The organism is Salmonella sp. SAL-020, assembly GCF_017372215.1.
In the GTDB taxonomy this organism is placed as follows: Bacteria; Pseudomonadota; Gammaproteobacteria; order Enterobacterales; family Enterobacteriaceae; genus Salmonella; species Salmonella enterica.
In genome coordinates this window covers 3,772,742-3,786,362 of the sequence record NZ_CP071690.1, presented here as the reverse complement: position 1 = coordinate 3,786,362, position 13,621 = coordinate 3,772,742, and the positions used below count along the sequence as shown (strand labels likewise).

General features: G+C 52.7%; 12 protein-coding genes. 11 read left to right on the top strand and 1 reads right to left on the bottom strand.

Features of this window, described 5'->3' with window-relative positions; all coding sequences use genetic code 11:
- Positions 1–48 precede the first annotated feature (48 nt).
- Positions 49–135 carry a leu operon leader peptide gene (gene leuL, locus J1G48_RS18445; protein ID WP_001575587.1) on the bottom strand — a complete coding sequence of 29 codons (87 nt, stop codon included), beginning with the start codon at positions 133–135 and terminating at the stop codon, positions 49–51.
- A 656-nt stretch (positions 136–791) separates the two neighbouring features.
- Here leuL and leuO point away from each other — a divergent pair.
- The 11 genes from leuO (at position 792) to mraY (ending at position 13,620) form a co-directional block, all read left to right on the top strand.
- Complete coding sequence (gene leuO / locus J1G48_RS18440) at positions 792–1,736, top strand: transcriptional regulator LeuO (protein ID WP_001115423.1); 945 nt, start codon at positions 792–794, stop codon at positions 1,734–1,736.
- A 321-nt stretch (positions 1,737–2,057) separates the two neighbouring features.
- Positions 2,058–3,782: an acetolactate synthase 3 large subunit gene (ilvI, locus tag J1G48_RS18435; RefSeq protein WP_000425606.1), complete on the top strand. Its 1,725-nt coding sequence runs from the start codon at positions 2,058–2,060 to the stop codon at positions 3,780–3,782.
- A 2-nt stretch (positions 3,783–3,784) separates the two neighbouring features.
- Positions 3,785–4,276, top strand: coding sequence for an acetolactate synthase small subunit (gene ilvN, locus J1G48_RS18430; protein ID WP_001563086.1), 492 nt, complete (start codon positions 3,785–3,787; stop codon positions 4,274–4,276).
- A gap of 283 nt (positions 4,277–4,559) precedes the next feature.
- Entirely contained in the window at positions 4,560–5,564 is a 1,005-nt protein-coding gene (cra, locus tag J1G48_RS18425; protein ID WP_000762406.1) for a catabolite repressor/activator, read from the top strand.
- A 605-nt stretch (positions 5,565–6,169) separates the two neighbouring features.
- Positions 6,170–6,628, top strand: a complete 459-nt coding sequence (mraZ, locus tag J1G48_RS18420; RefSeq protein ID WP_000488294.1) for a division/cell wall cluster transcriptional repressor MraZ — start codon at positions 6,170–6,172, stop codon at positions 6,626–6,628.
- Position 6,629: 1 nt separating this feature from the next.
- The gene (rsmH, locus tag J1G48_RS18415; RefSeq protein ID WP_000970444.1) at positions 6,630–7,571 is read left to right on the top strand and encodes a 16S rRNA (cytosine(1402)-N(4))-methyltransferase RsmH; all 942 of its coding nucleotides are present in this window, start codon (positions 6,630–6,632) and stop codon (positions 7,569–7,571) included.
- Complete coding sequence (gene ftsL / locus J1G48_RS18410; protein WP_000625651.1) at positions 7,568–7,933, top strand: cell division protein FtsL; 366 nt, start codon at positions 7,568–7,570, stop codon at positions 7,931–7,933. The genes rsmH and ftsL overlap by 4 nt, the downstream gene beginning before the upstream one ends.
- Before the next feature lie 15 nt (positions 7,934–7,948).
- Positions 7,949–9,715, top strand: a complete 1,767-nt coding sequence (ftsI, locus tag J1G48_RS18405; protein ID WP_000642235.1) for a peptidoglycan glycosyltransferase FtsI — start codon at positions 7,949–7,951, stop codon at positions 9,713–9,715.
- Positions 9,702–11,189, top strand: coding sequence for a UDP-N-acetylmuramoyl-L-alanyl-D-glutamate--2,6-diaminopimelate ligase (murE, locus tag J1G48_RS18400; RefSeq protein ID WP_207600919.1), 1,488 nt, complete (start codon positions 9,702–9,704; stop codon positions 11,187–11,189). Before ftsI ends, murE begins: the two co-directional genes overlap by 14 nt.
- Positions 11,186–12,544 carry a UDP-N-acetylmuramoyl-tripeptide--D-alanyl-D-alanine ligase gene (gene murF / locus J1G48_RS18395; RefSeq protein ID WP_000626630.1) on the top strand — a complete coding sequence of 453 codons (1,359 nt, stop codon included), beginning with the start codon at positions 11,186–11,188 and terminating at the stop codon, positions 12,542–12,544. Before murE ends, murF begins: the two co-directional genes overlap by 4 nt.
- On the top strand, positions 12,538–13,620 hold the full coding sequence (gene mraY, locus J1G48_RS18390; protein WP_000964141.1) for a phospho-N-acetylmuramoyl-pentapeptide-transferase: 1,083 nt from the start codon (positions 12,538–12,540) through the stop codon (positions 13,618–13,620). Before murF ends, mraY begins: the two co-directional genes overlap by 7 nt.
- Position 13,621: the final 1 nt, after the last annotated feature.

Below are 13,621 nucleotides of genomic sequence, written 5' to 3'. Positions count from 1 at the left end.
TAAAAAAACCCGCGCAACGGCGCGGGTTTTGTTTGACTTCGAGCTGACTTAATGTTGAATGCCGCCCACCGGTCTACCGCGCACAATAAATGCGTTGAGTAGTAGTAGCCCAGTGAAACGAACGATATGTGACATTAATTCAGCTCCAGCGAATGCGTTATGCTTTTAGTGGTACTGGATATGCCGTTTAATGTCAACTCTATTTTCTGTCGCCATTGCATTTTGTTGACGATATCCGGATACGTACTTTAGCTAATTGTGCTGGGCTGCGCGTCCAATAAAGGATAAAAGAACGAGTGGACATTCATACTTTTCATTGTTTGAAATATTTAGGCATTTTTGTTTGCAAATTGGTTAGGGGAATGGCCTGTTAAAGGTATGCTAAAGGTTTTGTTTATCTTTTTGATTTGTTTTATATTTTAACAAATAACCTTGTTTACTTAATGGATAAGGATAAAGTTATTGATAAATTAATGTTAACTTTTTAGCTATTAATAATATAAACATTTAATTGAAACTTAAATGATCATTCACTTGGTGTATGATTGTGTATTCGCCATAGTTATGGTTATATTGCTTGCGTAATTTAAACATTATGAATCGCAATGGTGTGACTCAGGACACATTATGCTTGCGCTGGCATTCTATTTGTCTCTGTCAGCGTCTTTATGTTTTCCGAATTTTAACGCTTTCCCTTTTTCTTATTTTATATGCATGGTAAATCATATTTTCAGGAATTATTTCTGCCTTCAGCCAGAAAAAGGGAGTTAAGCGTGACAGTGGAGTTAAATATGCCAGAGGTCAAAACCGAAAAGCCGCATCTTTTAGATATGGGCAAACCACAGCTTCGCATGGTTGATTTGAACCTATTGACCGTGTTCGATGCGGTAATGCAAGAGCAGAATATTACGCGCGCCGCCCACACGCTGGGAATGTCGCAGCCTGCGGTCAGTAACGCCGTAGCGCGTCTGAAGGTTATGTTTAATGACGAACTTTTTGTTCGATATGGACGAGGAATTCAGCCGACTGCCCGTGCATTTCAGTTATTTGGTTCAGTCCGTCAGGCGTTACAATTGGTGCAAAATGAATTGCCGGGATCGGGGTTTGAGCCGACCAGCAGCGAACGTGTATTCAATCTTTGCGTGTGCAGTCCGCTGGATAATATCCTGACGTCACAGATTTATAATCGTGTAGAAAAAATTGCGCCAAATATTCATGTCGTTTTTAAAGCGTCGTTGAATCAGAATACTGAGCATCAGTTACGCTATCAGGAAACCGAGTTCGTTATTAGTTATGAAGAATTCCGTCGTCCTGAGTTTACCAGCGTACCGCTATTTAAAGATGAAATGGTTTTAGTCGCCAGCCGAAAACACCCGCGTATTAGCGGCCCGCTACTGGAAGGCGATGTTTATAATGAACAACATGCGGTTGTTTCTCTCGATCGTTATGCGTCATTTAGTCAGCCGTGGTATGACACGCCGGATAAACAGTCGAGCGTGGCTTATCAGGGCATGGTGCTTATCAGCGTTCTGAACGTGGTTTCGCAGACGCATTTGGTCGCTATTGCCCCGCGCTGGCTGGCGGAAGAGTTTGCGGAATCGCTGGATCTGCAAATATTGCCGTTGCCTTTAAAACTGAATAGCCGGACATGCTACCTTTCCTGGCATGAAGCGGCTGGGCGTGATAAAGGGCACCAATGGATGGAAGATTTATTAGTTTCTGTTTGTAAGCGATAAAACCGGGCAGAATAAATCAGAAACAAATTCTGGTTTATTCTGCTTTTTAGCGTATATAAAAAATTTTATGCTGAATTAACGGTGAGCGATTCTTTTCGTCGTTGTGAAAAATAGATGAATTGCTGTAAGTCTGCATTTATAAGCGATTATTTATTACCTGGTGTGATTCAGACGGAGTATTTCTCCATTTCTTCTCTTCTTGCCTCCTGATTATTCTAACCTTCCCCATCTTTACGTCATTCCACCCAATTGCCAGGCGTGATAGCGAGCGGTTAAGGTGTCCGTCAAACCGTGATGACAGGTATAAAGTGGAGGCAAGCCGTGGAGATGTTGTCTGGAGCCGAGATGGTCGTCCGATCGCTTATCGATCAAGGCGTAAAGCAGGTGTTCGGCTATCCTGGAGGCGCAGTGCTTGATATTTATGATGCGCTACATACCGTTGGAGGGATCGATCATGTGCTGGTGCGTCATGAGCAGGCCGCGGTGCATATGGCGGATGGCCTGGCGCGAGCCACTGGCGACGTTGGCGTGGTGCTGGTGACTTCCGGACCGGGAGCGACCAATGCGATTACCGGGATTGCTACGGCCTATATGGATTCCATTCCGCTGGTGATTCTTTCCGGCCAGGTCGCCACCTCATTGATTGGCTATGATGCTTTTCAGGAGTGCGACATGGTGGGGATTTCCCGACCGGTGGTCAAACATAGCTTCCTGGTCAAACAGACGGAAGATATTCCCCTGGTGCTTAAAAAGGCCTTCTGGCTGGCGGCAAGCGGACGTCCTGGGCCGGTGGTCGTGGATTTGCCGAAAGATATTTTGAATCCGGCGAAAAAAATGCCGTATGCCTGGCCGGAGACGGTCAGTATGCGCTCTTACAATCCCACAACATCAGGACATAAAGGACAAATTAAGCGTGCCTTGCAAACGCTGGCGTCGGCAAAAAAGCCGGTGGTCTACGTTGGGGGAGGGGCGATAAGCGCGGCCTGCTATGCGCCGTTGCGCCACATCATTGAAACCTTTAACCTGCCGGTGGTCTCTTCATTAATGGGACTGGGCGTGTTTCCTGCTACTCATCGCCAGTCGTTAGGAATGCTGGGAATGCATGGCACTTATGAAGCCAATATGACCATGCATAACGCCGACGTGATTTTCGCTGTTGGCGTACGATTTGACGACCGCACGACGAATAATCTCGCTAAATATTGTCCGAACGCGACGGTATTACACATCGACATTGACCCGACGTCCATATCCAAAACGGTTAACGCTGATATCCCGGTGGTGGGCGATGCCCGCCTGGTACTGGAACAAATGCTGGAGCTACTGGCGCAGGATGCGCCGTCTCAGCCGCAGGATGATATTCGCGACTGGTGGCAGCAGATAGAGAGCTGGCGCGCCCGTCAGTGCCTGAAATATGACGCGGAAAGCGAAAGCATTAAACCCCAGGCGGTGATTGAAACCCTCTGGCGTCTGACGAAGGGCGATGCGTACGTGACGTCCGATGTAGGACAACACCAGATGTTTGCCGCTCTCTATTACCCGTTCGATAAGCCACGTCGCTGGATTAATTCCGGCGGGCTCGGCACGATGGGTTTTGGCCTACCGGCTGCATTGGGCGTTAAAATGGCCCTGCCGAAAGAAATGGTGGTCTGCGTGACCGGCGATGGCAGTATACAGATGAACATTCAGGAGCTGTCGACAGCCTTACAGTATGAACTGCCGGTACTGGTTCTGAACCTGAACAACCGTTATCTGGGGATGGTAAAACAGTGGCAGGATATGATCTATTCCGGTCGCCATTCTCAGTCTTATATGCAGTCGTTACCGGATTTTGTGCGCCTGGCGGAAGCATATGGCCATGTCGGGCTGCAGATTAACCACCCGGATGAGCTGGAAAGTAAACTCAGCGAAGCCCTTGAGCATGTGCGTAATAACCGACTGGTGTTCGTCGATGTCACCGTTGATGGCAGCGAGCATGTCTATCCGATGCAGATTCGCGGGGGCGGGATGGACGAAATGTGGTTAAGCAAAACGGAGAGGACCTGATGATGCGCCGGATTTTATCGGTATTACTGGAAAACGAATCTGGGGCGTTATCGCGGGTTATCGGCCTCTTTTCGCAACGCGGATATAATATTGAAAGCCTGACCGTCGCGCCGACAGACGATCCGACGTTGTCGCGCATGACTATCCAGACGGTAGGCGATGAAAAAGTGCTTGAGCAAATTGAAAAGCAACTGCACAAGCTGGTTGATGTGCTGCGCGTCAGCGAGCTGGGACAGGGAGCGCACGTTGAGCGGGAAATCATGCTGGTGAAAATCCAGGCCAGCGGCTACGGACGGGAAGAGGTGAAGCGTAATACGGAAATTTTCCGTGGTCAGATTATTGATGTCACGCCAACGCTGTATACCGTTCAACTGGCGGGCACCAGCGATAAACTGGATGCTTTTCTGGCCTCGCTGCGCGACGTGGCGAAAATTGTTGAAGTGGCGCGTTCAGGCGTCGTCGGGCTTTCGCGCGGCGATAAGATTATGCGCTGAGCAGATTCGCCGGATGACGACGCGGTTGCGTTTTATCCGGTCTACAGGCTGATATCTGGCCCAGGTCCGATAAGCGTAGCGCCATCAGGCAGGTTTGCCGGATATCAGCCAACAGGAATTATCGCCCAACCCAATATCACCGGTTGGGCTTTTTTTTGCGAAATCCGTGGTAACCCGGAATAAAAGCGGTTGCCGGAGTGATCAAACTGCGCTTAGATGTTAACGATTTTAACCCATGCCGACATAAAGGTTATGGTTTGTACAATTTACACAAGGGGCAATTGTGAAACTGGATGAAATCGCTCGGCTGGCCGGTGTCTCGCGCACAACTGCAAGCTACGTTATAAACGGTAAAGCAAAGCAATACCGCGTGAGCGACAAAACCGTAGAAAAAGTCATGGCGGTAGTGCGTGAGCACAATTACCATCCTAACGCTGTGGCTGCCGGGCTGCGTGCTGGACGCACACGTTCCATTGGTCTGGTGATCCCGGACCTTGAAAACACGAGCTACACCCGTATCGCAAACTATCTTGAGCGCCAGGCACGCCAGCGTGGCTACCAACTGCTGATCGCCTGTTCTGAAGATCAGCCGGATAACGAAATGCGCTGCATTGAGCACCTTTTGCAACGCCAGGTGGATGCAATCATTGTTTCAACTTCGTTACCGCCGGAGCATCCCTTCTATCAGCGCTGGGCCAACGATCCGTTCCCCATCGTCGCGCTCGACCGCGCGCTGGATCGCGAACATTTCACCAGCGTGGTCGGTGCCGATCAGGATGATGCCGAGATGTTGGCGGAAGAGCTGCGTAAATTCCCGGCGGAAACGGTGCTTTATTTGGGCGCGCTGCCGGAGTTGTCCGTCAGTTTCCTGCGCGAGCAGGGGTTCCGCACCGCATGGAAAGACGATCCGCGGGAGGTGAATTTCTTATATGCCAACAGCTATGAGCGCGAAGCCGCCGCGCAGCTGTTTGAGAAATGGCTGGAAACGCATCCTATGCCGCAGGCGCTCTTTACGACATCATTCGCGCTATTACAGGGCGTGATGGACGTTACGCTGCGGCGCGATGGAAAACTGCCTTCGGATTTGGCGATTGCGACCTTCGGCGATCATGAGCTGCTGGATTTTCTGCAATGCCCGGTACTGGCGGTGGCGCAGCGTCATCGTGATGTCGCGGAACGCGTGCTGGAGATTGTGCTGGCAAGTCTTGATGAACCGCGTAAACCGAAACCCGGCTTAACGCGTATTCGGCGAAACCTGTATCGTCGCGGCATTCTGAGCCGTAGCTAAAGGACCGGCGGTAAAAGACACTCTCTTCTGCCGCCGTCAAACAAATGCGTATCAGTAAAAATATCCCTTAAATAATTAAGACTATTCCTTAAAATTATCCGAAAATTCTTTTTTATTACCTTTCTTTTGTCCGAAATCGTCCATATTCCACTAATTAAGACGTAACGAGTCTTTTCCTTTGTCTTGTTTTGTTACAAGCAGGCAAGAAATCGTCGAATTAACAGCCACTTTTTGTCTTTGGCGCGACAGTCGCTCGTAGGCGCTGGTATAGCAGGCGCTGCACACGTTAAACAGGCACTGTTAACACGGTGCAATATGTCCTAAAATGCCGCTCGCGTCGCAAACTGACACTTTATATTTTTCTCGGATTATATTGAGTCCGTTTTAAACGGCGGTGGGTCTTTGGTTTTTTTCTTACAAATATTCATAACGTTAATTTGACTTGCACGCTGGGTGGAAATTAATCAACGCAGATATTCGCCGTAAACATTGGCTTTTTTACTTAGGTAAGCGTTGTGACTTGCTTGACAAGCTTTTCCTCCGCTCCGTAAACTCCTTCGAGTGGGAATTTGTGGGATAAAGTGGTAAGAAGGGGTGAGACTGGCATGTTCCGGGGGGCAACGTTAGTCAATCTCGACAGTAAAGGGCGCCTGACCGTGCCGACCCGTTATCGGGAGCAACTGATCGAGAGCGCTACCGGTCAAATGGTATGTACCATTGACATCCATCACCCATGCCTGCTGCTTTACCCCCTGCCTGAATGGGAAATTATTGAGCAAAAGTTATCTCGTCTGTCGAGCATGAACCCGGTAGAACGTCGCGTACAGCGTTTACTGTTGGGCCATGCCAGCGAATGTCAGATGGATGGTGCAGGTCGATTACTGATCGCGCCAGTTCTGCGGCAACATGCCGGACTGACGAAAGAAGTGATGCTGGTTGGACAGTTCAACAAATTTGAGCTGTGGGATGAAACGACCTGGTATCAACAGGTCAAGGAAGATATCGACGCTGAACAGTCAGCTACCGAAACGTTATCGGAGCGGCTGCAGGACTTGTCTCTATAAGATGATGGAAAATTTTAAACACACTACGGTACTGTTGGATGAAGCCGTTAATGGGCTGAATATTCGTCCGGATGGTATCTATATTGATGGCACATTTGGTCGCGGCGGCCACTCGCGCCTGATCCTCTCGCAACTGGGCGAAGAGGGGCGCTTGCTGGCGATCGATCGCGATCCGCAGGCGATCGCCGTTGCGCAGACCATTAATGATCCTCGCTTCTCCATCATTCATGGACCTTTTTCCGCGCTGGCTGATTATGTAGCCGAGCGCGAGCTTACCGGCAAGATTGACGGGATCCTTCTCGATCTTGGCGTATCTTCTCCGCAGCTTGACGATGCGGAGCGCGGTTTTTCATTTATGCGCGACGGTCCGCTGGATATGCGAATGGACCCGACGCGCGGCCAGTCTGCCGCCGAGTGGTTACAAACGGCGGAGGAGGCGGATATCGCCTGGGTGCTGAAAACATTCGGCGAGGAGCGTTTTGCCAAACGTATTGCTCGCGCCATTGTTGAGCGCAATCGCGAACAGCCGATGACCCGCACCAAAGAGCTGGCGGAGGTGGTTGCGGCGGCGACCCCGGTAAAAGACAAATTCAAACATCCCGCGACCCGTACCTTCCAGGCGGTGCGCATCTGGGTAAACAGTGAACTGGAGGAGATAGAGCAGGCGCTAAAAAGCTCGCTCAGCGTACTGGCTCCAGGCGGGCGGCTTTCAATCATCAGTTTCCACTCGCTGGAAGACCGTATTGTGAAACGCTTTATGCGTGAGCAAAGCCGCGGTCCGCAGGTACCGGCGGGATTACCGATGACGGAAGCGCAGCTCAAAAAACTGGGCGGTCGTGAGTTACGAGCGTTAGGCAAGTTGATGCCGGGTGAAAAAGAGGTAGCTGAAAATCCTCGGGCCCGTAGTTCAGTTCTGCGTATCGCAGAGAGGACGAACGCATGATCAGCAGAGTGACAGAAGCCCTAAGCAAAGTGAAGGGATCGATAGGAAGCAACGAGCGCCATGCCTTGCCTGGCGTGATCGGTGACGATCTTTTGCGGTTCGGGAAGCTGCCACTCTGCTTGTTCATTTGCATCATTTTAACGGCGGTGACGGTGGTCACGACGGCGCACCATACTCGTTTACTCACCGCGCAGCGTGAACAATTGGTTCTGGAGCGCGATGCATTGGACATTGAATGGCGCAACCTGATCCTTGAAGAAAATGCGCTAGGCGATCACAGCCGGGTGGAGCGGATCGCAACGGAAAAGCTGCAAATGCAGCATGTTGATCCGTCCCAAGAAAATATCGTAGTGCAAAAATAAGGATAAACGCGACGCATGAAAGCAGCGGCAAAAACGCAAAAATCGAAACGCCAGGAAGAACAGACCAACTTCATCAGTTGGCGTTTTGCGTTGCTGTGCGGCTGTATTTTACTGGCGCTGGTTTTTTTACTTGGACGCGCGGCGTGGCTACAGATTATCGCCCCGGATATGCTGGTGCGTCAGGGCGATATGCGTTCGCTGCGTGTTCAGGAAGTCTCCACCTCACGCGGTATGATTACCGACCGTTCCGGGCGTCCACTGGCGGTCAGCGTACCGGTTAAGGCGATCTGGGCCGACCCGAAAGAAGTTCATGACGCCGGCGGCATCAGCGTTGGCGATCGCTGGAAAGCGCTTTCTACTGCGCTCAATATTCCGCTCGATCAGCTCTCCGCCCGTATCAACGCCAACCCGAAAGGGCGTTTTATTTATCTGGCGCGCCAGGTAAATCCTGACATGGCGGACTACATCAAAAAACTCAAACTGCCGGGGATTCATTTGCGTGAAGAGTCCCGCCGCTACTACCCGTCAGGAGAAGTAACCGCTCACCTCATCGGTTTTACCAACGTCGACAGTCAGGGTATTGAAGGCGTTGAAAAGAGCTTTGATAAGTGGCTTACCGGTCAGCCTGGCGAGCGAATCGTGCGTAAAGACCGCTATGGCCGCGTGATTGAAGATATCTCCTCCACTGATAGTCAGGCAGCGCACAACCTGGCGTTAAGCATTGATGAACGCTTACAGGCGCTGGTTTACCGCGAACTGAACAACGCGGTGGCGTTTAACAAGGCGGAATCCGGTAGCGCGGTGCTGGTCGATGTCAATACCGGTGAAGTACTGGCGATGGCGAATAGCCCTTCCTATAACCCCAACAACCTTGCCGGTACGCCGAAAGACGCGATGCGTAACCGTACCATCACCGACGTGTTTGAACCAGGTTCTACGGTTAAGCCGATGGTGGTGATGACTGCGCTTCAGCGCGGTATCGTCAACGAAAATACGGTGTTGAATACCGTTCCATACCGAATTAACGGCCACGAAATTAAAGACGTGGCGCGCTACAGCGAATTAACCCTGACCGGGGTTCTACAGAAGTCGAGTAACGTCGGTGTATCCAAGCTGGCGTTAGCGATGCCGTCCTCAGCGTTAGTAGATACTTACTCACGTTTTGGGCTAGGAAAGGCGACCAATTTGGGGTTGGTCGGAGAACGCAGTGGCTTATATCCTCAAAAACAACGGTGGTCCGACATAGAGAGGGCCACCTTCTCTTTCGGCTACGGGCTAATGGTAACGCCGTTACAATTAGCGCGAGTCTATGCAACGATCGGCAGCTATGGCATTTATCGCCCGCTGTCGATTACCAAAGTTGATCCGCCTGTACCCGGCGAACGCATCTTCCCTGAATCCACCGTACGCACCGTGGTGCATATGATGGAAAGCGTGGCGCTGCCGGGCGGCGGCGGCGTGAAGGCGGCGATTAAAGGCTACCGTATCGCGATTAAAACCGGTACGGCGAAAAAAGTGGGGCCGGACGGTCGCTACATCAACAAATACATTGCTTATACCGCAGGCGTCGCGCCTGCGAGTCAGCCGCGCTTCGCGCTGGTGGTTGTCATCAACGATCCGCAGGCGGGTAAATACTACGGCGGCGCCGTTTCCGCGCCGGTATTTGGTGCCATCATGGGCGGCGTTCTGCGCACCATGAACATCGAACCGGACGCGCTGGCAACGGGCGAAAAAAATGAATTCGTAATTAATCAAGGCGAGGGAACAGGTGGCAGATCGTAATTTGCGCGACCTTCTTGCTCCGTGGGTGGCTGGACTACCCGCGCGAGAACTGCGAGAGATGACGCTCGACAGCCGTGTGGCTGCGGCGGGCGATCTCTTTGTGGCAGTGGTGGGTCATCAGGCGGACGGGCGTCGATATATCCCGCAGGCGATAGCGCAAGGCGTAGCTGCCATTATTGCAGAGGCGAAAGACGAGGCGAGCGACGGTGAGATTCGCGAAATGCACGGCGTACCAGTCGTCTATCTCAGCCAGCTCAATGAGCGTTTATCTGCGCTGGCGGGCCGCTTTTACCATGAGCCATCTGAAAACATGCGTCTGGTGGCGGTGACCGGCACCAATGGCAAGACCACCACCACCCAACTACTGGCGCAGTGGAGCCAGTTGCTCGGCGAAACCAGCGCAGTGATGGGAACGGTAGGCAACGGACTGTTGGGTAAAGTGATCCCGACGGAGAACACAACCGGTTCCGCTGTGGATGTTCAGCATGTGCTGGCCAGTCTGGTTGCGCAGGGCGCGACCTTCGGCGCGATGGAAGTCTCTTCTCACGGCCTGGTGCAGCATCGCGTGGCGGCGTTGAAATTTGCCGCCTCCGTGTTTACTAATTTGAGCCGCGACCATCTCGACTATCATGGCGATATGGCGCATTACGAGGCGGCAAAATGGATGCTTTATTCCACCCACCATCACGGTCAGGCAATCGTCAACGCCGATGATGAAGTTGGACGCCGCTGGCTGGCGTCGCTACCCGATGCGGTCGCAGTATCGATGGAAGGGCATATCAACCCTAACTGTCACGGTCGTTGGCTGAAAGCGGAGGCGGTGGAGTACCACGACCGCGGAGCGACGATTCGTTTTGCTTCAAGCTGGGGTGACGGCGAAATCGAAAGCCGCCTGATGGGCGCGTTTAACGTCAGCAACTTACTGCTGGCATTGGCGACGCTGCTGGCGCTGGGCTATCCGTTAACGGATTTGCTGAAAACCGCCGCGCGTTTGCAGCCGGTTTGCGGGCGTATGGAAGTGTTCACTGCGCCAGTCAAACCGACGGTGGTGGTGGATTACGCGCACACGCCGGATGCGCTGGAAAAAGCGTTGCAGGCGGCGCGTCTGCATTGCGCCGGAAAATTGTGGTGCGTCTTTGGCTGTGGCGGGGATCGTGACAAAGGTAAGCGCCCACTCATGGGGGCCATTGCCGAAGAATTCGCGGATATCGTCGTGGTGACTGACGATAACCCGCGTACCGAGGAGCCGCGCGCCATTATCAACGATATTCTGGCCGGAATGCTGGACGCCGGGCAGGTCAGGGTAATGGAAGGCCGCGCTGAGGCGGTAACCAATGCCATTATGCAGGCAAAAGACAATGACGTCGTGCTGATTGCAGGTAAAGGGCACGAGGATTACCAGATTGTCGGCACGCAGCGTCTTGATTATTCAGACCGCGTGACCGCAGCGCGTTTGCTGGGGGTGATCGCATGATTAGCGTAACGCTCAGCAAAATTGCCGATGTCCTTGGCGCCGAACACCGCGGGGCGGATCTCACGCTCGATACGGTCATTACCGACACACGGAAAGTGACGCCGGGATGCCTGTTCGTGGCGCTGAAAGGGGAACGCTTTGATGCGCATGATTTTGCTGATAAAGCAAAAGCGAACGGCGCTGGCGCCCTGCTGGTCAGTCGTCCTCTGGATATCGATCTCCCGCAGGTGATTGTAAAAGACACGCGTCAGGCATTTGGCCAACTGGCCGCCTGGGTACGTATGCAGGTACCGGCGCGGGTGGTGGCGTTAACCGGTTCGTCCGGCAAAACCTCGGTCAAAGAGATGACCGCCGCGATTCTTAGCCAGTGCGGAAATACTCTGTATACCGCAGGCAATTTTAACAACGACATCGGCGTGCCGATAACGCTGCTGCGCTTAAACCATGATTATGACTATGCGGTAATCGAGTTAGGCGCTAATCACCAGGGAGAAATCGCCTGGACCGTTAGCCTGACGCGCCCGGAAGCGGCGCTGGTCAATAACCTGGCGGCGGCGCATCTGGAAGGCTTCGGCTCGTTGGCCGGCGTGGCGAAAGCGAAAGGCGAAATCTATACCGGTTTGCCTGAGAACGGTATCGCGATTATGAATGCCGATAATAATGACTGGCTGAACTGGCAAAGCATTATTGGCGATCGTCTGGTGTGGCGCTTTTCGCCGAATGCGGCAAACAGCGACTTTACCGCTGCGAATATCCACGTGACGTCACACGGTACCGAATTTACCCTGCAAACGCCGATGGGCAGCATTGATGTGCTGCTGCCGTTGCCGGGGCGGCACAATATTGCCAACGCGCTGGCGGCCGCTGCTTTATCAATGGCGGTGGGGGCGACGCTGACGGCGATTAAAGCAGGGCTGGCGGCGTTAAAAGCCGTACCCGGGCGTCTGTTCCCGATTCAGCTAAGTGAAAACCAACTGGTACTGGATGACGCTTATAACGCCAACGTTGGTTCGATGACCGCCGCAGTGCAGGTCCTTTCTGAAATGCCCGGCTACCGCGTGCTGGTGGTAGGCGATATGGCCGAGCTGGGCGCAGAAAGCGAAGCGTGCCACCTCCAGGTTGGTGAGGCCGCAAAAGCGGCGGGTATTGATCGCGTGTTAAGCACCGGAAAACTCAGTCAGGCTATCAGCCACGCCAGCGGCGTCGGCGAACATTTTGCCGATAAAGCCGCGCTCATTGCGCGTTTACACGCTCTGCTTCAGGAGCAACCAATGATGACTATTTTAGTGAAAGGATCACGCAGCGCCGCGATGGAAGATGTGGTTCATGCGTTACAGGAGAAAGGTTCATGTTAGTTTGGCTGGCCGAGCATTTGGTCAAATATTATTCCGGCTTTAACGTCTTTTCTTATCTGACGTTTCGCGCCATCGTCAGCCTGTTGACCGCGCTGTTCATCTCTTTATGGATGGGCCCGCGTATGATCGCTCGTCTGCAAAAACTCTCTTTTGGCCAGGTGGTACGTAACGATGGCCCGGAATCGCACTTCAGTAAACGCGGTACGCCGACGATGGGCGGCATCATGATCCTGACGTCGATTGTGATTTCCGTTCTGTTATGGGCTTACCCGTCTAACCCGTACGTCTGGTGCGTGCTGGTGGTATTGATCGGCTACGGCATTATCGGTTTTGTCGATGACTACCGCAAAGTGGTGCGGAAAGATACCAAAGGGCTGATTGCGCGCTGGAAATATTTCTGGATGTCGGTTATCGCGCTCGGCGTGGCCTTTGCGCTTTATCTCGTCGGGAAAGACACGCCCGCGACCCAACTGGTGGTGCCGTTCTTTAAAGATGTTATGCCGCAATTGGGGCTGTTTTACATTCTGCTGTCCTACTTTGTTATCGTCGGTACGGGTAACGCCGTAAACCTGACCGACGGGCTTGATGGCCTGGCGATCATGCCGACTGTTTTCGTTGCCGCCGGCTTTGCGCTGGTGGCCTGGGCGACCGGGAACATGAACTTCGCCAATTACCTGCATATTCCGTATTTACGCCATGCGGGCGAGCTGGTGATTGTCTGTACGGCGATTGTCGGCGCGGGATTAGGATTCTTGTGGTTTAACACCTATCCGGCGCAGGTTTTTATGGGCGATGTCGGATCGCTGGCGTTGGGCGGTGCGTTGGGCATTATCGCCGTGCTGCTGCGTCAGGAATTTCTGCTGGTGATCATGGGCGGCGTCTTTGTGGTGGAAACTCTGTCGGTCATCCTGCAGGTGGGCTCCTTTAAACTACGCGGACAGCGTATTTTCCGTATGGCGCCTATCCATCACCACTATGAACTGAAAGGCTGGCCGGAACCGCGCGTGATTGTGCGCTTCTGGATTATTTCGCTGATGCTGGTGCTGATTGGCCTGGCAACGCTGAAGGTACGTTAAT